The organism is Robinsoniella sp. KNHs210 (assembly GCF_000686105.1).
GTDB lineage: Bacteria > Bacillota > Clostridia > Lachnospirales > Lachnospiraceae > Robinsoniella > Robinsoniella peoriensis.
Genome location: NZ_JMLZ01000002.1, coordinates 5,550,692 through 5,573,552, shown reverse-complemented (window position 1 = coordinate 5,573,552; position 22,861 = coordinate 5,550,692). Strand labels below are relative to the sequence as shown.

20 protein-coding genes are annotated in these 22,861 nt (G+C 41.2%); 2 read left to right on the top strand and 18 right to left on the bottom strand.

Annotated features, from left to right (window positions below; all coding sequences use genetic code 11):
* Positions 1-4: 4 nt before the first annotated feature.
* The 11 genes from CD03_RS35405 to CD03_RS0130630 form a co-directional block, all read right to left on the bottom strand.
* Positions 5-838 (bottom strand): tyrosine-protein phosphatase, encoded by an 834-nt coding sequence (locus CD03_RS35405; RefSeq protein WP_052378059.1) that lies wholly within the window; start codon positions 836-838, stop codon positions 5-7.
* Positions 839-856: 18 nt separating this feature from the next.
* The gene (locus CD03_RS0130675) at positions 857-2,368 is read right to left on the bottom strand and encodes a 4Fe-4S dicluster domain-containing protein (protein WP_027296885.1); all 1,512 of its coding nucleotides are present in this window, start codon (positions 2,366-2,368) and stop codon (positions 857-859) included.
* Positions 2,369-2,512: 144 nt separating this feature from the next.
* Positions 2,513-2,875, bottom strand: coding sequence for a metal-dependent transcriptional regulator (locus CD03_RS0130670; RefSeq protein ID WP_027296884.1), 363 nt, complete (start codon positions 2,873-2,875; stop codon positions 2,513-2,515).
* Positions 2,876-2,957: 82 nt separating this feature from the next.
* Positions 2,958-3,395, bottom strand: a complete 438-nt coding sequence (locus tag CD03_RS0130665) for a transcriptional repressor (RefSeq protein ID WP_027296883.1) — start codon at positions 3,393-3,395, stop codon at positions 2,958-2,960.
* A 171-nt stretch (positions 3,396-3,566) separates the two neighbouring features.
* Complete coding sequence (locus CD03_RS0130660) at positions 3,567-3,779, bottom strand: FeoA family protein (RefSeq protein WP_027296882.1); 213 nt, start codon at positions 3,777-3,779, stop codon at positions 3,567-3,569.
* A gap of 255 nt (positions 3,780-4,034) precedes the next feature.
* Positions 4,035-5,030 (bottom strand): aldose 1-epimerase family protein, encoded by a 996-nt coding sequence (locus CD03_RS35400; protein WP_044289776.1) that lies wholly within the window; start codon positions 5,028-5,030, stop codon positions 4,035-4,037.
* 206 nt (positions 5,031-5,236) lie between these two features.
* Positions 5,237-5,443, bottom strand: a complete 207-nt coding sequence (locus CD03_RS35395) for a FeoB-associated Cys-rich membrane protein (protein ID WP_044289775.1) — start codon at positions 5,441-5,443, stop codon at positions 5,237-5,239.
* Between the two features lie 114 nt (positions 5,444-5,557).
* Entirely contained in the window at positions 5,558-5,740 is a 183-nt protein-coding gene (locus CD03_RS35390) for a FeoB-associated Cys-rich membrane protein (RefSeq protein ID WP_044289774.1), read from the bottom strand.
* 105 nt (positions 5,741-5,845) lie between these two features.
* Positions 5,846-8,002 carry a ferrous iron transport protein B gene (gene feoB / locus CD03_RS0130640; RefSeq protein WP_027296881.1) on the bottom strand — a complete coding sequence of 719 codons (2,157 nt, stop codon included), beginning with the start codon at positions 8,000-8,002 and terminating at the stop codon, positions 5,846-5,848.
* A 99-nt stretch (positions 8,003-8,101) separates the two neighbouring features.
* The gene (locus tag CD03_RS0130635) at positions 8,102-8,323 is read right to left on the bottom strand and encodes a FeoA family protein (protein WP_027296880.1); all 222 of its coding nucleotides are present in this window, start codon (positions 8,321-8,323) and stop codon (positions 8,102-8,104) included.
* Positions 8,324-8,338: 15 nt separating this feature from the next.
* Positions 8,339-8,548 (bottom strand): FeoA family protein, encoded by a 210-nt coding sequence (locus tag CD03_RS0130630; protein WP_044289772.1) that lies wholly within the window; start codon positions 8,546-8,548, stop codon positions 8,339-8,341.
* 274 nt (positions 8,549-8,822) lie between these two features.
* Here CD03_RS0130630 and CD03_RS0130625 point away from each other — a divergent pair, with 274 nt between their 5' ends.
* Positions 8,823-9,269, top strand: coding sequence for a GatB/YqeY domain-containing protein (locus CD03_RS0130625; RefSeq protein ID WP_027296878.1), 447 nt, complete (start codon positions 8,823-8,825; stop codon positions 9,267-9,269).
* 114 nt (positions 9,270-9,383) lie between these two features.
* Here the strand turns inward: CD03_RS0130625 and CD03_RS0130620 are convergent, their stop codons facing one another.
* The 7 genes from CD03_RS0130620 to CD03_RS0130590 all read right to left on the bottom strand — a co-directional run bounded on the left by CD03_RS0130620 (position 9,384) and on the right by CD03_RS0130590 (position 20,761).
* Positions 9,384-12,527, bottom strand: coding sequence for an alpha-mannosidase (locus CD03_RS0130620; protein ID WP_027296877.1), 3,144 nt, complete (start codon positions 12,525-12,527; stop codon positions 9,384-9,386).
* Between the two features lie 113 nt (positions 12,528-12,640).
* Complete coding sequence (locus tag CD03_RS0130615; protein ID WP_027296876.1) at positions 12,641-13,462, bottom strand: carbohydrate ABC transporter permease; 822 nt, start codon at positions 13,460-13,462, stop codon at positions 12,641-12,643.
* A gap of 13 nt (positions 13,463-13,475) precedes the next feature.
* Positions 13,476-14,363: a carbohydrate ABC transporter permease gene (locus CD03_RS0130610; RefSeq protein WP_027296875.1), complete on the bottom strand. Its 888-nt coding sequence runs from the start codon at positions 14,361-14,363 to the stop codon at positions 13,476-13,478.
* Positions 14,364-14,473: 110 nt separating this feature from the next.
* Complete coding sequence (locus CD03_RS0130605; RefSeq protein WP_027296874.1) at positions 14,474-15,934, bottom strand: extracellular solute-binding protein; 1,461 nt, start codon at positions 15,932-15,934, stop codon at positions 14,474-14,476.
* A 228-nt stretch (positions 15,935-16,162) separates the two neighbouring features.
* Entirely contained in the window at positions 16,163-17,413 is a 1,251-nt protein-coding gene (locus CD03_RS0130600) for an ABC transporter substrate-binding protein (protein ID WP_027296873.1), read from the bottom strand.
* Positions 17,410-18,933 (bottom strand): response regulator transcription factor, encoded by a 1,524-nt coding sequence (locus CD03_RS0130595; protein WP_027296872.1) that lies wholly within the window; start codon positions 18,931-18,933, stop codon positions 17,410-17,412. Before CD03_RS0130595 ends, CD03_RS0130600 begins: the two co-directional genes overlap by 4 nt.
* Positions 18,934-18,946: 13 nt before the next feature.
* Positions 18,947-20,761 carry a cache domain-containing sensor histidine kinase gene (locus CD03_RS0130590; RefSeq protein ID WP_027296871.1) on the bottom strand — a complete coding sequence of 605 codons (1,815 nt, stop codon included), beginning with the start codon at positions 20,759-20,761 and terminating at the stop codon, positions 18,947-18,949.
* A 304-nt stretch (positions 20,762-21,065) separates the two neighbouring features.
* On the opposite strand from CD03_RS0130590, the gene CD03_RS35385 reads away from it, so the two are divergent.
* Positions 21,066-22,853, top strand: coding sequence for a glycosyltransferase family 2 protein (locus CD03_RS35385; RefSeq protein WP_052378058.1), 1,788 nt, complete (start codon positions 21,066-21,068; stop codon positions 22,851-22,853).
* Positions 22,854-22,861: the final 8 nt, after the last annotated feature.

The following is a 22,861-nucleotide window of genomic DNA, read 5'->3' as shown; positions in this document are numbered from 1 at the left end:
TCCATTACCTGTATATTTCAGGCAGTTCAGTAAACCGCTCTGTCCATTGTTCTCTTTTCTCAGAAGTGAGTCCCAGCTGTTCTTCTAAAAATTTATCGGCTGATCCCCAGTTTTCGTCCATAGCCTGAAATACTGTTTCCAGGTATTCCCTGCAGACACCATTTATCTCAGCTGCTGCTTTTAAAAGCTCCGGACTATTATGGACTTTTGCCACAGCCGCTGTCAAATGCTCTGTCTCTTCCTTCAGAAACTGGTTTGTCCGCAAATAATCCTCCATAATCGTATCTCTTGGCACTCCGAGGGCAAGAAGAACCAATGCCGCTCCGACTCCGGCTCTGTCTTTACCCACGCTGCAATGCCACAGTACAGCACCTTCCTCATGGCTGGATACTGTATCAAAAAATTTACGGTACTGAGCTATGGAATATTCATTCGTTACCAGATCCCGGTAGGTCTTCTTCATAAATTCACCGGCTGCTTTGCTGCTCTTCAGAATGTAATCACTGGCTTTTAGAATCATATCTTCCAGCCCGTTCACATTCTCCCTTGTAATTCCTGCTGCCGACTCATCGATAATAGGAATCTGTACATAACGCACACCGGGAAGCTTTGGATCCGGTTTCTGGTCAGCTTCCATATGGGAACGAAAATCAATATCCGTTTTCACTTCATATTCCCTGATCAGAATCTCCTGATCCTTCTTCGTTAAATTCCACAGTGCTCCGCTACGTATAAGTCTATGGGTTTTAATCACCCTGCCGTCTTCCGTCAAATACCCGCCAAGGTCTCTTGCATTGGGTACACCTTCTAACACGATCCGCTGTCCGTTTACCATCATCCCCTGCCTCCTTTACTGCTATTCCTCTTCCAGTTTTTCCAGATACTCTTTATAATCGCTTGACAACACCCCCTGGTGAGGTGCATTCTTTTTATTGATATTAACTGCAGCGGAAGACTTAATGATTGGCTGCAATGTTCCGGCTCCTGCTACGCATCCTCCCGGACATGCCATTCCTTCCAACAGATACCCGTTGTACTTTCCTGCTTTTGCCATCATCAGCATTTTTTTGCAGTCCCGCAGGCCTTCTGCGCTCACTACTTTGACTTCCCGGTTAGGCTCTAACTCTTTTATACAGTTCACAACAGCATTCGCCACACCTCCGCTGACTGCAAATCCTCTTCCGTCACCGCTGGATTCGGACAGTTTACTTTCATTGGTAATCGCATCAAAATCCACATCCCGGGCTTCAAACATACCCATCAATTCTTCAAAAGTCAATACAAAATCAATATCACTTCGGATAGATTTACGGCTTGCTTCCAGCTTTTTCGCAGCACAAGGACCTACAAATACGACCTTGCAGCCCGGATGTTTCTTTTTGATTAAACGGCCAGTTAAAACCATAGGGGTTAATGCCATTGAAATGTATGGTGCCAGATCAGGATAGAGTTTTTTCGCCATTACAGACCATGCCGGACAACAGGATGTTGCCATAAATGGCTGTTTCTCCGGAACTTCTTCAAGGAAATCTTTGGCTTCTTCGATGGTACACAGATCCGCTCCGATTGCAACTTCCACTACATCTTCAAATCCCAGCTGTTTAAATGCATCACGCAGTTTTTCCGGCGTCAGTTTTGGACCGAACTGCCCAACAAATGCCGGTGCAATCGCAGCATATACGGGAACATCACTTTTAATTGCCTGTATGGTCTGGAAGATCTGGCCTTTATCTGCTATCGCACCAAACGGACAGTTTACCAGGCACATACCGCAGGAAACACATTTATCATAATCAATATCTGCCCGTCCAAGTTCATCAGAACCAATCGCATCCATCCCGCATACTCTTGCACAGGGGCGTTCTATTTTCATAATGGCATTATAAGGGCATACCTTAATGCACTTGCCGCATTTAATGCATTTATCCTGGTCAATAATGGATCTGCCCTCTTTTATGGAAACCGCATCTTTGGGACACACTTCCACACACGGATGAGCAAGGCACCCCTGACAGGCATCTGTTACCCGGATTACATTATCCGGACAGGAATGACAGGCAAACTTTATTATATTTACAAGGGGCGGATCGTAATACTTTTCTGCAATGGCACTTTCTTCAATTCCATCTGATATAGGTGCATGTTCTGTCATTTTACGAAGCGGCAGGCCTATGGATAGGCGAAGCCTCTCTCCTACAATAGCCCTTTCCAAAAACACACTTTCCCGGTAAGAAGCAACTTCACCCGGAATAATTTGAAACGGAACTTCTTCTATCCTGGAATAATCCCCGCCTTCATACGAAAGTCTTGCAACTTCAGTAAATACTCGTCTTCTAATATCGTTAACGGATGTATAAATCCCTCGCATCTTCATTGCGTATCCTCCATTCATTTTATTATTTATAGTAAAAAACGCAAAAAAGATCAGACATTATTTCGCTCTGACCTCCTTGCCGCTCTATTATATTAACATATTTTTATCCTCGTGACAAGTTGAAACCTGCTTTCCCTGTCAACTCTTACTCAGATACTCTTTTATTCCCTGAAACACTTCCTGACTGATGATATGCTCCATTTTACATGCATCCTTTTCCGCAATTTCCTCTGATACATCTGCAGCCTTCATCAGAAACTCCGTCAGAAGTTTATGTCGCTCATATATTGATTTCGCAAGTTTAGAACCTTCCGATGTCAGTTCTAACTCTCCGCCGCTTTCTACTGTTATGTATCCGTTTTCCTTTAAAATTCCTACTGCCCTGCTGACACTGGGCTTACTAAATTCTAATTCTCTTGCAATGTCGATTGAACGAACCGTACCGTTCTTTTCTTTCAGCATTAATATCGTCTCTAAATAATTCTCTCCGGACTCGTACATCAAGTTTCACCTCCAATAGTTATTACCTTATAATATATACGATTTGGAGGCTTTCGTCCAGCAATTTTCTTATATTCTATCTTTATTGCACTAAAACCGCCTCTATTTTATCTTCTGCTAAAAATCCTTTTTTCTTTAATCCTGTTTCCAGCACCTCTGCCCATTGTTCCCTGGACAAACGGATGGTAGCATTACTTTTTAATAAAATCGTACATCCATTATTAATACCTGCCTCCTGATCATAGGATAGTCGGTACATATTCCTTCTGTCTATTGCTCCTATTTCCTCTAAAGTTTTCACCATCCGGTATACCGTGGCGATCCCAATAGAAGAATCCTTGCCATGCGCCTGATAATATATTTCCTTACAGCAGGTACATTCTTCATCCAGTATAATATCAATGATTAATTTTCTCTGCTTCGTGATTCGAAGCCCTTTGCTGCGTAATTCATTTATGATTAGTTCTTTTTTGTTGATCAGCTTTTGAATCGGCTGACTGTCATATTCTTTTGGTTTCAACTAGATCACTCCTGTCTTTCTTTTACTTTAAAAGGTAAATGTTATCTATGCCAGCTGTTTTTCAGTTAGTTGCAACTAACCACTGCTGTAAAAATTAGCAGAATATGACATCTATTCTGCTAATTTACCATTGTTTACATAGATTCTGTATGGAAGCCGCATGGTCACAGACTATTCCACCATAATCTTCTGAGCAAGGCTGCGGTTTAATGCTATACGGGTTCCCCTTATAATTAAGGTCATTCCGCTGGCGTTCTCCCCCAGAACCTCGACTTCCTGTCCCTTGACAAATCCAAGCGATTCCAGATGGCGCTTCATTTCTTCAGAACCATAATAAGATTTTACAATTCTTCTATCACCGGACGCTGCTAACGCTAATGGCATAATACCGCTCCTTTCCAACTCTAAAGTATGTAATGGTCAATCATTTTTATATAGTTATCTTATGCTAACTTTCAGAAAAAGTCAAGTCTTTACTGATAATAAATATTATTTTGTTAGTTTTAGCTAACTCCATGAAATTGATCAACAAAATTTTTGGTGATATCTTAATACAGAAAACCCTGCCGGTCAAACAAAAAAGAGACACATGACTGCACCTCTCTTTTGTCTGAAAATTGTTTGGTTCAAAAAATTTAATTACAGCTCTATAATTTCAAATTTTAGATCAACAGCTTTTTTCTCTCCGCTTTTCAACGTCATCAGCGTATTGTTCTTTTTTTCCCAGGACTGGCCGTTAACCCGGCAGTTACAAGGTTCCAGTCCCAGAGCATAGTCCCCGGAAGCGGCTGATTTCCACTGGGTCAGGTTGGGGAGCTGGTTTTTGTTAAAATGAACTTTTAGCCCCAGCCCCATATCTTTGTTGATGACAGCTGCATATGTATCACCTTTTTCATCTGCCTGAACCTGGTGAAAAAATACTTCTTCCGGTTTTCCATCTTCCGGTTCTTCCATTTCTCTCCAGTTCAGACTGGTCTGGCTGTCTTCTCCTCTTAGAACCGTTTGATCAGTCGGTATATCAATCACAGTTCCCTTATCCAGCAACGGATAACCTGCATTACAATGGTAAAGCAGCATAAACGGTACCTCTTCATATGACTGATTCTCAAATTCATCATGTATATGAATCACATTGGAACCCAAAACAGTTTCAATTGTTCTTCTCAATACGACATTTTCACCAAAAAGCTGTGCCTGACGCATTTCTCCCGATATCCTGATATGATACTCCGTATCCGCCCAGTAAGCATCTGCGCAGACATGCTCTGCAGGTGTTGAACGAAGGCTTCCATGCATTGGCAGCGGCGGATTCGCCTCTGGCTCCGGTGTTCCTACATTATCAGTTCCACAGGTAAAGAAAAGGCCGCCCATTATACTGCGCTGCGCTTCAAAACCACTGGAATCATAATGCTGACGGTTCTGTAAACCCGGCTTACTTAAAAAGTTCAGTGTTCTTCCTTTGTAAGACAGTTCCACAATATCCAGGCATTTATCCTGGGCAGCCGTAAACTGAATATTACCGGACTTCACCTGAAATGCCTTCATGCCACAGGCACGCCCCTCTTTGAATTCTATATTCCGTACATATGCCATTTGCTGTATACTGCCCATTTTTTTTAATTCCGTTTTCTGCATATTCCCTCCTGCGCCTTATCTCCTAAGACTCCTTGATTTTTGCTAAATTAGTTTTTGTAAATTAGTTTTACTAATTCAATTGTATCGGCTTTTCAGGAATTTTCAATTGCTATTTTTACTAAAATTTTCAACTCTTCTATGTGCGTTTTTACGGATTTATTTTCTTTACCCGATAACCTGCACTTTCAATTGCTTTTATAAGCGGTTCATCCGCAATCTCCCGACTCATTGAAACAATTGCTCTTTTCTCCGCATTTAGGCTCTGTAAGTTTCTTCTTCTTTCTTTTGGAACCATCCAAAGAACCTCCGCCGCAGCAGCTCCCCTCCCCTTTCATATGTTTGATGGTGGGACGGATAGCCAAAAATACACCTGCCGCAATAATCAGGATTATAATAATATTTGCCGGATTCATGAAATTTTCTCCTCTCTTCCATTTTCAGATATGTACAGGAAATGCGGGTGCAGATGCATGGAACCAGAGCAGCTTCCTGCTTTAATCCCATACCTCCGCCCCGCAATCCAGTGTTTAACCTATCTTTTTATGCTGAGGTTTACAACTCTTGCAACTCCCGCCGCATCCGGAACAGCCGGCACACATACCACCTTTTTCTTTTTGCTTGATGATATAGCGCACATCCAGGATTACGACAAGCAGAATCGCAATTGATATACTAACGGTTGCTGCATTCGCAGTGATCCAACTTAACATAAAACCTCCTTCTTTCTACATTCATAAAGTTCGTACAACATTGCAGCGTTTACCATGTTGTACCGGATAAACAGTTACGTGCAAGTTCGAATTTATACCATGCTGTTACGCTCTCGCCATCTTGCCGGTTGCCTGTTTGTGTTTGTTCGGATTGTAAGCCGGACGGAACAGCATAAACAGGAAAATAATCAATATAATTGCTGCAACTGCAGTTCCTACTGTAAATCCACCGCCTGTGAAGGCCGTACCAAACTGAAAGATCATTAAAGTCACTGCATAAGCAAATATGTTCTGATATATGATAGCAAATGCGGTCCATTTTTTACTTCTGAATTCTTTTGCCATTGTGCTGATAGCTGCAAGGCACGGAGAATCCAACAGGTTAAATACCAGGAAGGAGAATGCAGCAATGGCACTTGGGAAGAATGTCATAACAGTCTGCCATAATGTGGCATCTGTTTCTGCCGCATCTGACATTCCGGCAATAACGCCCATGGTGCTGACAATACCTTCTTTGGCAACGAAACCGGAAAGGGAAGATGCCACTGCCTTCCAGTTGCCAAATCCGAGAGGTGCAAAGATCGGTGCAATAAATCCGCCGATAATAGCCAGTAAGCTGTCATTCTCGGATGCTGCCATTCCAAATTGTCCATTGGCAAAACCGAAAGTTCCAAGGAACCACATTACCATACAGCAGAGGAACAGAATCGTTCCGGCCTTCTTCAGGAAGCTCCATACACGTTCCCAAACATGAAGCAGCACTGTTTTCACATCCGGAATATGATACTGGGGTAATTCAATAACAAACGGAGATACTTCTCCGGCGAATAATTTTGTTTTCTTTAACATAATACAGGAAATTACAACAGCAAAGATTCCAATGAAGTACATCAGCGGAGCCATCCACCATGCACCGCCCATAATGGCACCTGCAATTAAGGCAATAACCAGCAGTTTTGCTCCACAGGGAATAAATGTGGTAGTCATAATAGTCATTTTACGGTTTTCTTCATTTTCAATCGTCTTTGTTGCCATTATTCCAGGAACGCCGCATCCGGAACCGATCAAAAGCGGAATAAAGCTCTTACCGGAAAGTCCGAATCTGCGGAATACCCGGTCCATGATAAATGCAACACGCGCCATGTAACCGCAATCTTCTAATACAGAAAGGAACAGGAATAAAATTGCCATCTGCGGTGCAAATCCAATGGGGGCTGCAAGGCCGCCGATAATACCGTCTACTACCAGAGATATCAGCCATTCTGCAGCGCCTATATTTTCAAGACCTGCCTGTACAGCCGGCTGAATCCAAGCACCAAATAAAGTATCATTTGTAAAATCTGTTACCACTGCACCAATTGTAGTTACGGAAACATAATAAACCAAAAACATAATTGCTGCGAAAATTGGCAGTGCCAGCCAGCGGTTTGTAACTATTCTATCAATTTTATCTGAAGTTGTCATCCCTTTTTGTTTTTTCTTCAGACAATTATGAATCACTTTTTCTATGTACTCATATCTTTCATTGGTAATAATACTTTCTGTATCATCATCCATCTCGTTTTCAGCCACTTCCACAACATTTTTGATAACTTTACTGCTGTCTGCAGAAAGCGAAAGTTTTTCTATGACTTTTGGATCTTTTTCAAACATTTTAATACTGTACCAGCGAACCTGTTCTGAAGGTAGATCTGAAGGAAGCTGATCTTCAATATCTGTAAGATAACTCTCTACCTTATCGGAAAATTTATGCTGGGAAGTCATTGTTTTTTGTTTAGCCGCCAGAGCAACCGCTCTGTTTGACACCTCATCTAATCCAATGCCTTTTAGTGCTGAGGTCTCCAGGACTTCACATCCCAATGCTTCTGAGAGTTTTCCGACATTGATTTTATCACCATTTTTATTAGCAAGATCAATCATATTTAGTGCTATAATCACCGGAATACCAAGCTCCAGGATTTGTGTAGTTAAATAAAGATTTCTTTCCAGGTTCGTAGCGTCCACCAGATTGATCACTACATCCGGTTTTTCATCCAGCATATAGTCCCTGCTTACTACTTCTTCCAGGGTATATGGAGATAAGGAATAAATTCCGGGTAAATCTGTGATAATCACATCTTTATGCCCTTTTAATTTACCTTCCTTTTTCTCAACAGTAACTCCGGGCCAGTTGCCAACATATTGATTGGAGCCGGTCAGGCTGTTAAACATCGTTGTTTTACCGCAGTTTGGATTACCTGCAAGTGCAATACGAATTGCCATCTTCTCTTTTTCCTCCTTTATAGTTAGTTTCACCTAACTCTGTTTCAAAAATAATAGAGTTCATGGAACTCCATATTTATAACAACTCTCTATACCACCTTATTCAACCTCAATAATTTCAGCATCCTGTTTTCTAAGGGACAGCTCATATCCACGCACAGTCACTTCCACAGGATCTCCGAGAGGGGCTACTTTTCGAACAAAAACCTTACAGCCTTTCGTAATACCCATATCCATAATGCGGCGCTTCAATGCACCTTCGCCATTTAACTTCCTTACCGTAACTGTGTTTCCACAAGCTACATCTCTTAATGTTGCCATTACATTCTCCTCCTCTTAAATCATGATTTTTTTTGCCATATCCTGATTAATTGCAACCCTGGAATCTTTGATATTCACAATCACATTTCCCTGAATCGCAGATACAACCGTAACAGCCGCTCCTGTTACAAAACCAAGATTCTCCAGAAATCTTCTGGTGTCTTCTTTTCCGCCAACTTTTTTAATAACGTTCATTTCTCCGGTACTCGCCATTGTTAAAGGCATCACTTCTCACCACCTCATCCGTAAGAATTATAATATTCCTTGCTATTTTTCTTTCAGTTAGCTTTCGCTAATCTTCTTTTCAATGGTTAGTATATACTAACTTTCAGAATAAATCAATAGTTTTTTTTGAAAAAATGAAAAAAATTATCAAAACCTATATTTACCAGTTTTGGGAATGCCTTCAAAAGATTTCTCCTTGACTTTTATTTTCACGCTTCCTATAATAAAAGGTATATCAAAAATATATTTATTAAATTATTTACAGGAGGTCACAATGAGTAAAATAGATGAAGTAAGAAGCGCTATGGTTGCTGCTATGAAAGCCGGAGAAAAAGAACGAAAAGATTCACTTTCCATGCTGTTGTCCGCTTTAAAAAATAAGGCCATCGACAAAAGAGAAGATCTGACAGAGCAGGAAGAAAATGAAGTGGTATTAAAAGAGATTAAGCAGACAAAAGAAACCTTGGAACTGACGCCTGCCGACCGTACTGATATTGTAGAAGAATGCAAGAAACGGATCGCTGTATATGAAGAATTTGCGCCGCATATGATGGACGAAGACGAGATTAAGTCTGTTATTTCAGAGGTGCTGAAAAGCCTTGGCATCGATGCTCCAACCGGTAAGGATAAAGGACGGATTATGAAAGAACTGATGCCGAAGGTTAAAGGTGTGGCTGACGGCAAACTTGTGAATCAGATATTGGGAAGTTTGATGCAGTAATTTTACCGATCATATCCAGGGATGTGGCATGCTGTATGCCGCACCCCTTCTTTATTGTATTCTAACAGATTTCACTAAGCGTCCTTAACCTGTTCCCTGTAAAGCTAGATCATGTCAGAAAATAACTTTAAATGTCTTGATTTCATAAGGTTTCATATCAAATTCTATTTTATTGCCAACAACAGCTGTTTCCACTTCATTCACTTCCATCATATTACATTCCCATGCGGATACAATATCTTTTGCAAAGGTCAGGGATGCGTGGGTTCTGCGGTTGAAGCATTCGTACAGACGCACAATTAGAGCGTCTCCCTCTTCTGCTTTTTTCACAACCTCTACAACAACGTTATCCTGATCGGAAGATACATGTGAGTAGATATCTTTTAATTCTCCGCCTTCATTCTCTTTTACTACTGCTGTAAGAGGATTATTGAGCTGGTAAGCCTGTTTTACGGTGCCTGCGCTTCTCCAGTCGCCTTCGTGAGGATAGAAGGAGTAAGTAAATTCATGGAACTCCTTGTCCGCTTCCGGATTTGGATAACATGCAGATTTCAGCATTGACATTCCAATTACACCATCATGTACACTGCAGCCGTATTTACAGTCATTGAGCATACTTACACCATAATTGTCTTCGGATACATCCAGCCATTTGTGTACACAGACTTCAAATTTAGCATAATCCCAGGATGTGTTATAGTGTGTCTGGCGTTTCACATTACCATACTGGATATCAAATGTAGCTTCGCTGGTATGAACATCTACCGGGAATAAAGTCTTCATGAAAATCTGGTGTTCCTTCCAGTCGATTTCATTTTTGATGTCAATTCTTGGAATATCCTGGTAGATGCAGATAGACTGGGTAATTGTGGAATCCAGGTATTTTCTTTGTACCTTAATACAAGCCCTTACCGGTCCGTTTTCTGCGATTTCTATTTTTTCTACCTGATCTACTTCCCAGGATTTTTCAACATAGTAATTATTTACATCCCAGGCATCGTAATTATGAGGCCTGTCTTCGTAAGTCATGATCACATTGGCTGCTTTTCCCGGCTGCAGCACTTCGCGCTTTGCTTTTTTGTCATAAATAGATGCAAACTGTCCTTTTTCATTTAATGTAATAGCAAAGAAGTCATTTTCCAGATGTGTGGAAGTAACCTGCATTGTGCCGCTTTCCTCTGACTCTTCTTCTTTCAGATAAAATGTCTTGTAACCTTTTGACGGAACACCGTCTGCCTTAAAAATAATTTCTCCGGTATGTGCTGTCTGGGATGGAATCAGCCGCTCTCCGTCGTATACGGCAGCATTTGTCATCCCCTGCTGACTCGGAAAGCTGACGATCTCATCTGCTGTCATACTGTTGGGATTATATACTACAATGGAATGCTTTGGAGCTTGCACTTTGTCTGTAATATTTTTTAATGCATTGGTTACCAGATCTTTGTTTATTGCAAATATACTTTCGTATTCTGCCTTAGAATCATCATATACTTCTTTGATGGAGGATCCAGGAAGAATATCATGGAACTGATTTCGTAAGATTACTTCCCATGCTTCGTGAAGCTTATGGTCAGGATAGGCATTTCCTGTCAGATCCTGATCCATCATTCCGTATAGTTCTGCATTTTCATATGCGAATTCTGCTTTTCGGTTATATTTCTTATTACGTGCCATGGAAGTATAAGTTCCCCTATGGTATTCCAGGTATAATTCCCCAACCCAGGATGGCAGATATTTATGATCCTTCACATTCTTTTCCAGAACTTCAAAGTAATTCTTGGCTGTACTCATAACTGTTTTCGGACAACCCGGTATTCCTTTTTCTAATCTTCTATGGTTTTCCAGCATTTTTGCAGTAGGACCGCCGCCGCCATCACCATAGCCGAAGGAATTTAAGATTTCTTCGTTTAGATATTTCTGGCTGTAACGTGCCCACCCGCCTTTGATCTGGGACGGATTAATATCTCCGTTATAGGTGGTAAAATGCTCCGTTTCGAATCCGCCTTCCACTGCGCCTTTTTTATAATCCCTGGTTGATACAAAATGAGTCAAAACCCTGCTGCCGTCAATTCCTTCCCATTCGAAGGTATCATAGGGCATTTTGTTAAATTCATTCCAGCTGATCTTCGTTGTCATAAAATATGGCAGCCCGCATTTTCTCATAATCTGGGGCAGCGCTGCCGAATATCCGAATACATCCGGAAGCCAGAGAATTGAATTATCTGCTCCAAACTCTTCCTGGAAGAACTTCTGTCCATACATAAACTGACGGACCAGTGCCTCGCCGGATGCAATATTACAATCCGCCTCTACAAACATGCCGCCTTCCGGTTCCCATCTGCCTTCTTTTACTCTTTCTTTGATCTGTTCATATACCTCTGGGGCATTCTTTTTTACATATTTATAAAGCTGGGGCTGGCTGGACATAAAAATGTATTCGGGATACTGTTTCATCAGATCCAGTACCGTTGAAAAACTTCTGACCGCCTTATCTTCTGTCACTGCCAGTGACCAGAGCCATGCCACATCAATATGGGTATGGCCTACACAATAAACAACTGCATCACTGCTCCCACACTCTTTTTCATAGAATTCTTTTGTAATGTATTCCTGTGCTTTTTCCAGTGAATCGTAATATTCTTTGGAATATTCTTTTCTTAAGTCAAGCAGATTCAAAGACTCGTTTAACCTTGTAATAATTGTTATGTATGCTTTGTCATCCGGGTTTAACAGCCTTGCAACATTTAACGGCACAGAAATATCATAAAAATATTTTTCTGTCTTCCGGTCTAATGTTTTTAACTTTGAATCCAGCTTCAGGCTGAAATTCTGGTCCCCCGTAAATGCAGATAAGACGATACGATAGCTTTCGCCTGCAGCAGCATGTTCTGTCAGAACCGTTTCCCTGTGGTTCACATCCATTCCCTGCTTCATTTCTCCATTCACATAAACAGAGAACTGTGGATTCGTTGCATCCCACTCGCTCTCTTTTCCGGTGATTAGTTCATAAACTACACACTTGCCATCAAAGCTTTCCGGTATCGTTACGGTTGTCTCAAACCAGTAATACTCCCGGTGTCCGCCCCAAATCTGTTCCCTGGAAAATTCCTGCCATGCACTGGTGTCCAAACCTATAATGTCAGTAAAACGTTCCGTGGTCTGAATCATTTTGTAATTCTGGATATTAACTGATTCCGGATAGATTAATTCATGTATGTCTTCGATCAGTTTTCCTATCCTTTCCTTAATTAAAACCATGAGTTACCTCCTCTTTATGGCAGATATTAAGATATCTGCATTATTATAACTACATCACGTGCCTTATCAGAGTCTGCTTCAAGCAGGCTCTGATGTATGGCACATGTATAATATCATCCTTTTGCTGCCCCTGCCATGGTAAATCCTTTTGACATATATTTTTGAGACAGGATATAAAGTAAAATTGAGGGTAAAGCATATACTGCGGAGTATGCTGCAAGCTGTCCGTACTGAACCATTCCATTATTTCCAAAGAACTGATATAAGAGAATTGATGCAGGCTGCTTAGCAGGTGTACTCAATAAGATATAGGGAATAAAGAAGTTCCCCCAGCTTCCTGAGAACGTATATATAAATACAACACAAATTCCCGGGAACATAAGCGGCGCCACTACTTTTCGAATTGACTGCCAGGTAGTTGCTCCATCTACCCATGCGGCTTCTTCCAGCTCTACCGGAACGCCATCCATAAAATTTTTCATCAGCCAGATTCCATAGGGCAGTGATGAAGCACTCAGGAATAGAATAACACCCCAGATGCTATCTAGCAAGCCTATTGATAAAAACATTTTGTATACAGGAACAATAACTGCCGTCATCGGAAGTGCGGTCATAAAAAGGATCACGTACATGAACCCTTTGCGGTAACTTAAGCGGTATCTTGAAAGAGCATAAGCGCCAAGCCCGGATACAATTACTACGATGGTTGCCTGGATAAAGGAGATGAAAAGCCCGATACCAAAACCTTTTAAATTCGTTTTGTTCGAAAGTACTGATTTGTAATTCTCTAATGTCCACTGCGTAGGTGCCTTAATTGCCTCACTTGCGTTCGTATCTAAGGAGGCGATAACAACCCAGAGAAGTGGAAGTATGAATACCAATGCAATACAGCTCAGGATTGCATAATGGATTCCCTTTGTTGTTTTTTCATGCATATAATTTCCCTCCTTAATCGTCTGATTTCAATATTCTTGCATAGATGATACTGCAGACAATACCAACTACTAAGATTAACATACCAATTGCTGTTCCGGCACCCATCTGTCCGCTGGTAAATGCCTGTCTGTACATATAGATTGGAAGTGTACTGGTTGAATTACCCGGTCCTCCGCCAGTCATAATGTAGATCAATCCAAATACGCCCAGTGTTGATAAGGTATTTAACATGGTATTGGTTGCAATGGTATCTTTGATACAGGGTACGATAATCCGAAGCAGTGTCTGCCTGCGGTTTGCTCCGTCCACTTTTGCAGCCTCTTCGATATCTCCGGATACATTATCCAGTGCAGACTGAAAGTTCATCATAGAGAATGCAGTTCCATGCCATATGTTTGCAGCTACAACGGCAGCCATTGGATGCTGATACAGCCAGGCGATGGGCTCAATCTGTATTGCACCCATAATCATGTTGAGTGTACCGGATTCCTGGAAGAAAGAGGAACAGCATAATGCTACAACAATCTCAGGCATAACCCAGCCTGCCAGGATGCAGGGACCTACGATACTACGAAAGGTCTTTGCTTTATTTTTCATCAAATAGGCAATCGTAAATCCTAATACGGACTGCCCAATTAAACTTCCAACTAAGAAAATCAAAGTATTTTTAATGGCGATTAAGGTATTTGGATCTGTAAGCATTTTTATGTAATTTTCCAGTCCCACTATTTGAAAATTCGCCGCATTTGAACCACTAAGTGCTAAATTTGTAAAAGAGTAATAAACAGTTAATACAATCGGAATAATAAAGAACGCGATTAACAGTACAATTGCCGGCAATAACAAAATGGATTTCTTGGCTTCATCCATTACCATTGCCTTTCTATTTGGTCTAGCCATCAGCACAGCCCCCTTTTCTTTCTTTGTGAAATGAGCGTCTCTTTCACCTTTCAATAAGACCGGGCGGGTTTCAATCTATTCTGATTAACCCCGCCCGTTGCATTTAATTACTATTTTTCAACAGTATTGTCATCCCCAACAGCACGCTTTACTTCTGTTCCATACTGTGCAATTGCATCTTCCGGGCTCGTGCCGGATACTACTGCTTCTACCATGGACTGGATACTTGTGGAAACGGTGGAGTACTGATCGTTCTGAGGTCTGAATTCAGCTGTAGCAAGGAAATCTGTTGAGATCTGTTTAAATGGTTTTGCAGAATAATCTGCATCTTTTGCTACATCAGTTCTGGTTGCAATGTTACCCTGTGCGATAACTGCTTTTGTATAAATAGACGGATCCATTAAATGTTTGATAAATTCAAAGGTAATATCTTTTGCATCTGAATTTTCAGGAATGGATAATGCCCAGCCGCCTGCTAAGGTAATTGTTCCCGGTTCCTGACCTGTGCTGGTTGGCATTGGAGCAAATCCCATTACGTCTTTTGCTTCCGGCCATGGTGAAGCGCCTGTATCTTCCCAGTTTCCTGTGATCCAGCTTCCATCCAAGGAGATTGCCAGTTTACCCTGCGGCAGGTATTCTCTTGCGGAGGTATTGGAAGCCTGCCCATTTAATACTTTCGATAAGGATGGGCCGTATCCGTTTGAGTAAATGTCATTTAAGAAGTTAAGGGAGTCTAACATACCCTGGCTCTTTACGATCCATTTTCCGCTGTCATCGATTAATCTTTCGCCTGTTCCATAAAGGAGCATTTCATATGTCTGCATGGAAGTTGCTTCACCGGTAGCTACACCTGAGTTACACCAGAAAGGAACAACATCCGGCACTTTCTCTTTGATTGTCTTGCATGCATCTAAAACATCCTGCCAGGACTTTGGTGCCCAATCTTCCGGCAGTCCTGCTTGTTTGAAGATATCTTTATTATACCAAAGTCCTCTTGTATCTGTACAATATGGAATACCATATGGTTTGCCATCCTTAGAAACACCATTCTTCATGGATTCATAGTATGTACCATCGTTCCATTCCGTATAATCTTTTACATAATCTGATAAATCAGTAAGATAACCTGCACTTACGTCATTTGGAAGCTGGAAAGTATCTTCACAAACTAAATCCGGACAAGTACTTGGATCCTGAAGCTGTAATGCTATTTTAGCGAAATAATCGCCTTCGCTTGCGACAATCGGAGAAATATTTAGTTTCACGGAATCTTTTTTATCCCAGCTGTCATATCCATCCTGAATCCACTGCCAAAGAGCACTTTTCTCACCTTGTCCGTCATCCCGGAAAGTAAAGGTAATTGTCTTAGCATCTCCGCTTGCAGCTGTGTCACCGGCTGCCTTAGTCTCATCGCCTGCAGCTGTTTCAGAACCTGCTGCTGTCTCAGCTTTCGTCTCCTTGGAAGTACCTGCTGTCGTGGAATCCGTTCCACCACCTGAACCACCGCAGGCTGTCAATCCTAATACCATTGCGGATGCCATCATAACGCTCACCAATTTTTTTCTTTTCATACTTCATCGCTCCTTTTTTTTACTTTTTCATGTCCCATTGCTTTTCTTAAGCTGTCTATATATTATCATCCCAATTTCGTTTTGAAAATTCCACATTTTTGAAAAAGGGGTACATTTTTAATCTTCGTCTATACTTTTTTGCTCATTTTTTGTCAAAAAAATGTTGTGAAGGCATTTTTCTTTATACACTTTCACAACATTTTTGCATATTATCATTTGTAAATTATCCTATTTATCAATAATAGCTACACGAACTTTATCCTGCATGGCGTCACCAATTTCCTGTACACTTACATTCCGTTCATGCAATATTTCATAAATCCCATTTGCCACGGCTGCGGATATGTCAAACCAGGAATCATATGCGCCTTTTGTGACTCCATTTTTCATATAATCCGATACAAGTTCTTTGCCAGGACCTATTTTTTTCTGTTCATATACCCCTTCAACCAGAACCGGAACGGAATCCATTTCTTTCGTAAGAAAATTGGCAACATCCAGCTCCCTGATATAGTCCAGAAATTTTTTTGCTTCTTCTACATCGGCAGATTTTGTAATTCCGATATTCTTCCCATGAAGTAAATACGCTTCCTTTTTCCCCGAGGGCATCCCGGCAACCCCCACTTCGAATCCCAGGCGGCTTGTTCTCAGTACGGAAGCCATGCTGGCATTTCCTGCCATCATTGCGATATGCCCTTTTGCAAATTCGTGTGCCAGATCTGACTGACTCCAGTTTATGGTATCCGGTGAAATCTGTTTTCTGTTTTTTAGCTGCAGCAGAAACTGAAACACCTGATTCCCTGCACTTCCATTAACTTCCCGAAGGGAGCCGCCACAGGAGTATAACATCTGCATGAAAAATGATGTCACTTCCTCCGGCTGCTTTGCCGCAAATCCAAATCCATAGTTTCCAAGCCCTTTGATATGATCACATACGTTTAATAACTCATCCCAGGTTTTTGGCACTGCCTGACTCTCTTTTTTCATCAGGTCTTTATTGTAAAACAATACATAGGGATCATTCGTAAATGGTACCCCATAGTATTTCCCGTCGCTGATGGCATTGGTCCAGAGATTCTGCTGGTATCTTAATTTTACATTACCTTCCACATAAGAAGTCAGATCCTCTAATATGCCCATATCAATTAAAGAAGGCATCATTGTATTTTCACAGATGATCAGGTCTGTATTGGTTCCCTCATCCGTTCTCATACAGATTTCTTTCTGATAATTTTCCTGGGAAATGAACTGGATTTCCACTTGCTTATTCCCTCTGATCCGGGAATAGTTCTGTGCTGTTTCTTCCAGCGCCTGTTTATGAACACTGCCTTCGTCAGGTGCCAGAATCCGGATAATCTGCTCTGTGCCCTCTTCCCCTTTTACCCCTTTATTATTTTTGGAAGAAAACCCAATATAAGTAATAACCAGCATAACGAGGACACATGCCGCCGCACCGCCCAATAGCCATCTTAGCTTCATTGGCTGTTCATCTCCTTTTTATAATCGGAAGGCGTAACACCACAAATTTTCTTAAATACTTTCACAAAATATTTCTGATCATGAAAGCCCACCGCTTCTGACACCTCTCCTATCTTACATTTTCCAAGGCTTAACAGCCTTTTCGCCATACTGATACGGAAGTTCTGTAAAAATGCCACAAAATTCACATTCATTTCCCGGTAGAATATCTTACTTAAATACTCCGGGGTTACGCCGCACATCGCCGCCGTTTCCGATAAGGTGATATCCCTGGCATAATTTTCACGGATAAATGTTATCACATTCAGAATCATTCCGTTTTCCGTAAGCCCGGACAAGTCATCTTCATTTAAAGACAGTGTCTTCATAACTTTGTCAAACTGATGTTCCAGCTCTTCCCTGGAATTACTTTTAGCCATATTTCCTACAATATACTGAATCCCATTGTCTTTTTCCAGATTCTCCTTCAGCTCATTCACAACCCGAAGCAGACCTGCGGTAAACCGAACCGTAAACTCCCTGATACATTCCGGGTGCCCCTTGCTTTGGATCACACCTTTCTTAAACTGTTCGCCCAGTTCCTGTATGCGCTCTGCTTTACCACTGCGCACCTCCCTGCACACGGCACGTTCCAGAGAATCCGGATATTCTATATTTTCATATTGAAATCCTGCCAGCAGTTCTTCATCCAAAATTGTACCGGAAGGAAAGGAAAACGCATGGCGCATCAATTCCTTTAAATCCTGAACCTTCTCATCCAGCCCGGTCACACCATATATGGTGGTATAACTGCAAAAACATTCCGATATTTTCCCTATTTTCTCCAGTACCCGCATTTGAAAAATCCGTTTTAAACTGCGGTTTCGCTCGGTATCCAGTACTATGACAAGAAATCCTACATCCTGGGACAAAAATATCACATAGTAATTTTCCATACACATGGCATCCAGCACAGAATTAGTCTCTTCCATCATTTCTGTTGTACTTTCTCTTGCCACACTGCTTCCTTTCACCAGAAAAAGAGAAATCTGCACTTTTTTATTTACCTGTAAAGACTCTTCTATTACCGGCAGAATTTTGTGTTTTTCATCCTCTGTGCCGGTCAGATAACTCCATAAAAGCTGGCTGGTTGAAACCCGTTCTATCTTCGTTTTTTCTATTTTATTTTCTACTCTTTTCAGTATTTTTAAGAATTCTTCAATATCAAGCGGTTTTAAAATATATTCTGTCACATTTAATTTCAGGGCTTTCCGTGCATACTCAAACTCTGAATAGCCGGTCAGAAGTAATGACTGAAACTCCTCTCCTTCATCATGAAGTGTCTGAAGCATCGTAAGCCCGTCCATAACCGGCATCCGGATATCCGTTACGACCAGATCCGGTTTCAGGGATCTGATATTTTCCAAACCCTCCTTCCCATTTACCGCCGTATAGATTATTTCATGCTCCGTATACCGATTGATAATCCCGATTAAACCTTCTCTTGTATTAGGTTCATCTTCCACAACTATAATACGCATACTCTCATCCTCCCTACTCATATGGAATTGTAATCGTTACCGATGTGCCGTTTTCACTGGAAACAACATGAAAATGTCCCGATTCTCCATAATAGAGTTTCACTCTGGTAATTACATTACGGACTCCTATGCTGGATTCAATCCTCTCTTTGCGATAATCAAAGTGATTAAAGAATTCTGCAAGTTCCGGTTCCATGCCTTTTCCATTGTCTTCTACTACAATTTCTATATTCGTATCATCAATCCTGTGAATCCTAAGATTGATCTCATCAAATCCCGTGTTGCCCGGGAATCCATGAACTATCGTATTTTCAATCAGCGGCTGTATTAAAAGCTTATGTATTTTACAATTCAGAACTTCTTCTTCCACATGAAGAATGCACTGAAAAGAATAATCAAAACGCTGCTGCTGTAAATAAACATATTTCTTCAGATATTCCAGCTCATTGCTCAGTTCCACGATCTCATTGCTCTTATGGACGCTGTAACGCAGTATCACTGCAAGACTTGTAAGCATACGGCTGATGGTAAACTCTTCGTGGGCAATCGCCATCCAATTGATGGTATCCAGCGTGTTATATAAGAAATGCGGATTGATCTGTGCCTCCAGTGATTTTATCTCCGCATTCTTTTCCCGGACAATCGCTTCCTTCTCCATCGCATTGGATTTCTTGATTTTCTGGATCATGTGATTAAAATGCTCGGAGATCTGGGCAAATTCATCATTTCCCTCCATCTCTATCCGGACATCATAATCCCCTTTATATGCCTTATTCATCCCATGGAGTATTTTTTTTACTGATTTATCCGTCATATCCGAAAAGGAAATGGCTATCAGCATACACAGAATTCCTACCAAAAGTCCGATTAAAATAATCAAAACGGATATATACCACACATTGGATAAGGTGTAATTCAAATCCTGCACATTGACAATATAGAATTCACCGTCCCGGATACTTTTAAAATTGACTTCCAGTTTCTTTTTGGATTCATATTTAATTTTCTGAATATACTCTTTTGACGCCTGACCGATATTGTCCTCATCCTTTTCATCCTCAAAAATATTAGCTCCCACATAAGCCTTTTCCGGATAAGAAATAATATCGCCGTTTTTATTCACTACAAAAGTAACATTTGACTCCGTATGATTTCCCTGGGCATACACCTCTCCGAAAGCTGCCTCATCCACGCAGATAATGATACTTCCAATCGGTCCTTCTCCATAACTGTTAAAATCCGTAAGCTGATGGGCAATATACAGATAGTTCTTTTCCCCATATTCCGAATCCATTTTATGATAGCTTTTCGAATAAATCGTGTGCTTTTCCTCCATGGATTCCTGAAACAGCGGACTATACCTCATTTTATCTCCTTCGAAACAGAAGTTCTCATTTCCGGAAGCCGTTACGCTGTCATAAAACACGGTATCCCCATATAATCCAACAATCGCAATTCCCAAAATATCCGGATTTACATATGAAATATTCTGCAGACGGTTTACCAGCTCATGCTTTGCAGCATAAAATTCTCCGGAATCCCATGTATTAATGGGTTTAAGATAGGTAACATAATCACTGTCCGTATAAATATTCATAATTAACTTATCATAAGTTTCCAGAAAATTTTCCACACTGTTTGCCGACTGTTCCAGATTTGCCAGTATAAGTTCACCCGTCTGCGCCTTAATGGTAGACGTACTGATTTTGTAAGAAATGAACTGTATACATAAAATTGGAATAATGGAAACTACCAAAAGAACAATGAGAATTTTCTTGGCAATCCCCTGTGATCCAAACCATTTTACCGCTTTGTGTAAGATCTTCACTTAACCTCCCCATTTCCTGTTATGAATGTTCATGGTCTTATGGGGAATATTTTACCATAAGTCTGTACCATTTGTACATAAAATATAGTGATACATTGGGATCGTGTAAAAAGGTCTGCATACTTTCCCAAAATCCAAGTAATACTATAAGGTAAATGACTGCAATAAATCAATAAAACCAAACGAGGTGTATTCATAAATGGGATTCTTATATTTCCTTGCTGCCGTTGGCGGCTCTTTTCTAATTTCCTATCTAGTTAAACGAAACAGATGCAGCTCCAGAATATTGGTTTGGTGGAATTTTATGATTACTTTTATCTATATTATCTGGAGAGTGACCGTAATTCCAACTGCAAGTATTATGGAATTGTGTTTAGGAGTGCTGCTGCTTGGCGGGGAGCTTCTGGGAATTGCCCAGTTTCTCATATCCCAGCTGCTATTAAGCAGGAAATATAAACTTAAGAAAAAGTCACTTGACGACTTTGGCGGCCATATCCCCACAGTTGATATCTTTATCTGTACTTACAATGAAGGGGAAGATCTGGTGGAAACTACGGTTTTAGCAGCCCTTAATCTGGACTATCCAAGGGATAATCTTAATATCTACATCTGCGATGACGGACAGCGCAGGTATATGAAAAGACTGGCTGCCCGCTGCGGCGTCAACTATATGACCCGGGGATCCAATGAAGGCGCTAAAGCAGGAAACCTGAATAATGCTCTTCTGCACTCTTCCGGAGAATTATTTGCGGTCCTGGATGCGGATATGATTTGCTCTAAAAACTTTCTGAAACATACGGTAGGTTATTTTTCCGATGCCGAAACAGCTTTTGTACAGACACCACAAGTCTATTACAACAAAGACATGTATCAGCGTAATCTGGGAAGAGAAATTCCCAATGAACAGGATTTTTTTATGCGTGAAATCCAGGAGTCACGTGCTGCCGTAGGTGCAGTCCTCCACGTAGGCACAAATGCTGTTTTTCGAAGGGATAGTATTATGGACATTGGTATGTATCCTACTAATACGATCACTGAAGATATGGCTGTAGGCATGCTTTTACAGGCTGCCGGTTACCAGTCTGTCTTTATTAATGAGGTGCTGGTACTGGGACTCACAGCCTCCACTTATACTGATCTTGTGATCCAGAGAGACCGGTGGTGCAGGGGAAATATCCAGACTTCCAGAGAATACCACCCTCTGCGCATGAAGGGTCTGAGCAACTGGCAGAAGCTGGCTTATCTGGGTGGAGACATTTACTGGTATACCGGATTCTCCAAATTGATCTTTACCTTTTGCCCGATATGGTTTCTTCTGACGACCAAACTGGCAATGCAGGCGGATCTTGCAGGAATCCTGACTTTCTTCCTGCCGTTTTTTATTGGTCAGATGACGTCTTTCTACGCTATGATATCCAATACCAGAAGTCTGAAGTGGGCTCATTATTATGAAATAGCAATGGCACCACACATGTGTCTCTCTGTTTTACGGGAATTCTTCAGTGCAAGTTTAAACTTTGCCGTTACGCCCAAAGAAATGAGAGATGACCGTTCCCATTTTCAGGCACAGGTAATCCTGCCTCATATGGTAATTGCGGCAATTACCCTGTTTTCCTGGATTACAGGAGGTCTATTTCTCCACCTGGGGTATATAACGCTTATTCCCTTCGTCGTTAATCTGGTATGGAGTATCTATAACTTTATGGGCATTGTAATCTGTATCCGGGTTGCATATCACATCGGAAATACTCCCCGCAGTGATTACTCCACGGTAAAAAGCGGACATAAAATAACGGTTGAAACAGAAACAGAGAGCTATCCTGGAGAGGTAATGAGTTTTTTAGAATCAGGAATGTATATCCATGTACAGGCTCCTCTATATTTCACAAAAGTCAGAATACGGATGCAGTATCAGGACCTGGATGTCTATCTGGACGGTACGCTGAAAATGTCCGGCAGTCAGGGACTTTTTAAATATGACTGGCTGAATCTGAATCAAAAAAGAGCGATTGTAGGTGTATATGTAGAGCATTTACAGCCAAGTTTTAATGTTGAAAAAACCATGATATATCTGGATTCCGCTTCATGCTAAAATTTTTG

Coding starts and splice junctions, on each gene's coding strand:
- CD03_RS35405 (WP_052378059.1), bottom strand. CDS start 838: ATGATGGTAAACGGACAGCGGATCGTGTTAGAAGGTGTACCCAATGCA.
- CD03_RS0130675 (WP_027296885.1), bottom strand. CDS start 2,368: ATGCGAGGGATTTATACATCCGTTAACGATATTAGAAGACGAGTATTT.
- CD03_RS0130670 (WP_027296884.1), bottom strand. CDS start 2,875: ATGTACGAGTCCGGAGAGAATTATTTAGAGACGATATTAATGCTGAAA.
- CD03_RS0130660 (WP_027296882.1), bottom strand. CDS start 3,779: ATGCCATTAGCGTTAGCAGCGTCCGGTGATAGAAGAATTGTAAAATCT.
- CD03_RS35400 (WP_044289776.1), bottom strand. CDS start 5,030: ATGCAGAAAACGGAATTAAAAAAAATGGGCAGTATACAGCAAATGGCA.
- CD03_RS35395 (WP_044289775.1), bottom strand. CDS start 5,443: ATGAATCCGGCAAATATTATTATAATCCTGATTATTGCGGCAGGTGTA.
- CD03_RS35390 (WP_044289774.1), bottom strand. CDS start 5,740: ATGTTAAGTTGGATCACTGCGAATGCAGCAACCGTTAGTATATCAATT.
- feoB (WP_027296881.1), bottom strand. CDS start 8,002: ATGGCAATTCGTATTGCACTTGCAGGTAATCCAAACTGCGGTAAAACA.
- CD03_RS0130635 (WP_027296880.1), bottom strand. CDS start 8,323: ATGGCAACATTAAGAGATGTAGCTTGTGGAAACACAGTTACGGTAAGG.
- CD03_RS0130630 (WP_044289772.1), bottom strand. CDS start 8,548: ATGCCTTTAACAATGGCGAGTACCGGAGAAATGAACGTTATTAAAAAA.
- CD03_RS0130625 (WP_027296878.1), top strand. CDS start 8,823: ATGAGTAAAATAGATGAAGTAAGAAGCGCTATGGTTGCTGCTATGAAA.
- CD03_RS0130620 (WP_027296877.1), bottom strand. CDS start 12,527: ATGGTTTTAATTAAGGAAAGGATAGGAAAACTGATCGAAGACATACAT.
- CD03_RS0130615 (WP_027296876.1), bottom strand. CDS start 13,462: ATGCATGAAAAAACAACAAAGGGAATCCATTATGCAATCCTGAGCTGT.
- CD03_RS0130610 (WP_027296875.1), bottom strand. CDS start 14,363: ATGGCTAGACCAAATAGAAAGGCAATGGTAATGGATGAAGCCAAGAAA.
- CD03_RS0130605 (WP_027296874.1), bottom strand. CDS start 15,934: ATGAAAAGAAAAAAATTGGTGAGCGTTATGATGGCATCCGCAATGGTA.
- CD03_RS0130600 (WP_027296873.1), bottom strand. CDS start 17,413: ATGAAGCTAAGATGGCTATTGGGCGGTGCGGCGGCATGTGTCCTCGTT.
- CD03_RS0130595 (WP_027296872.1), bottom strand. CDS start 18,933: ATGCGTATTATAGTTGTGGAAGATGAACCTAATACAAGAGAAGGTTTA.
- CD03_RS35385 (WP_052378058.1), top strand. CDS start 21,066: ATGATTACTTTTATCTATATTATCTGGAGAGTGACCGTAATTCCAACT.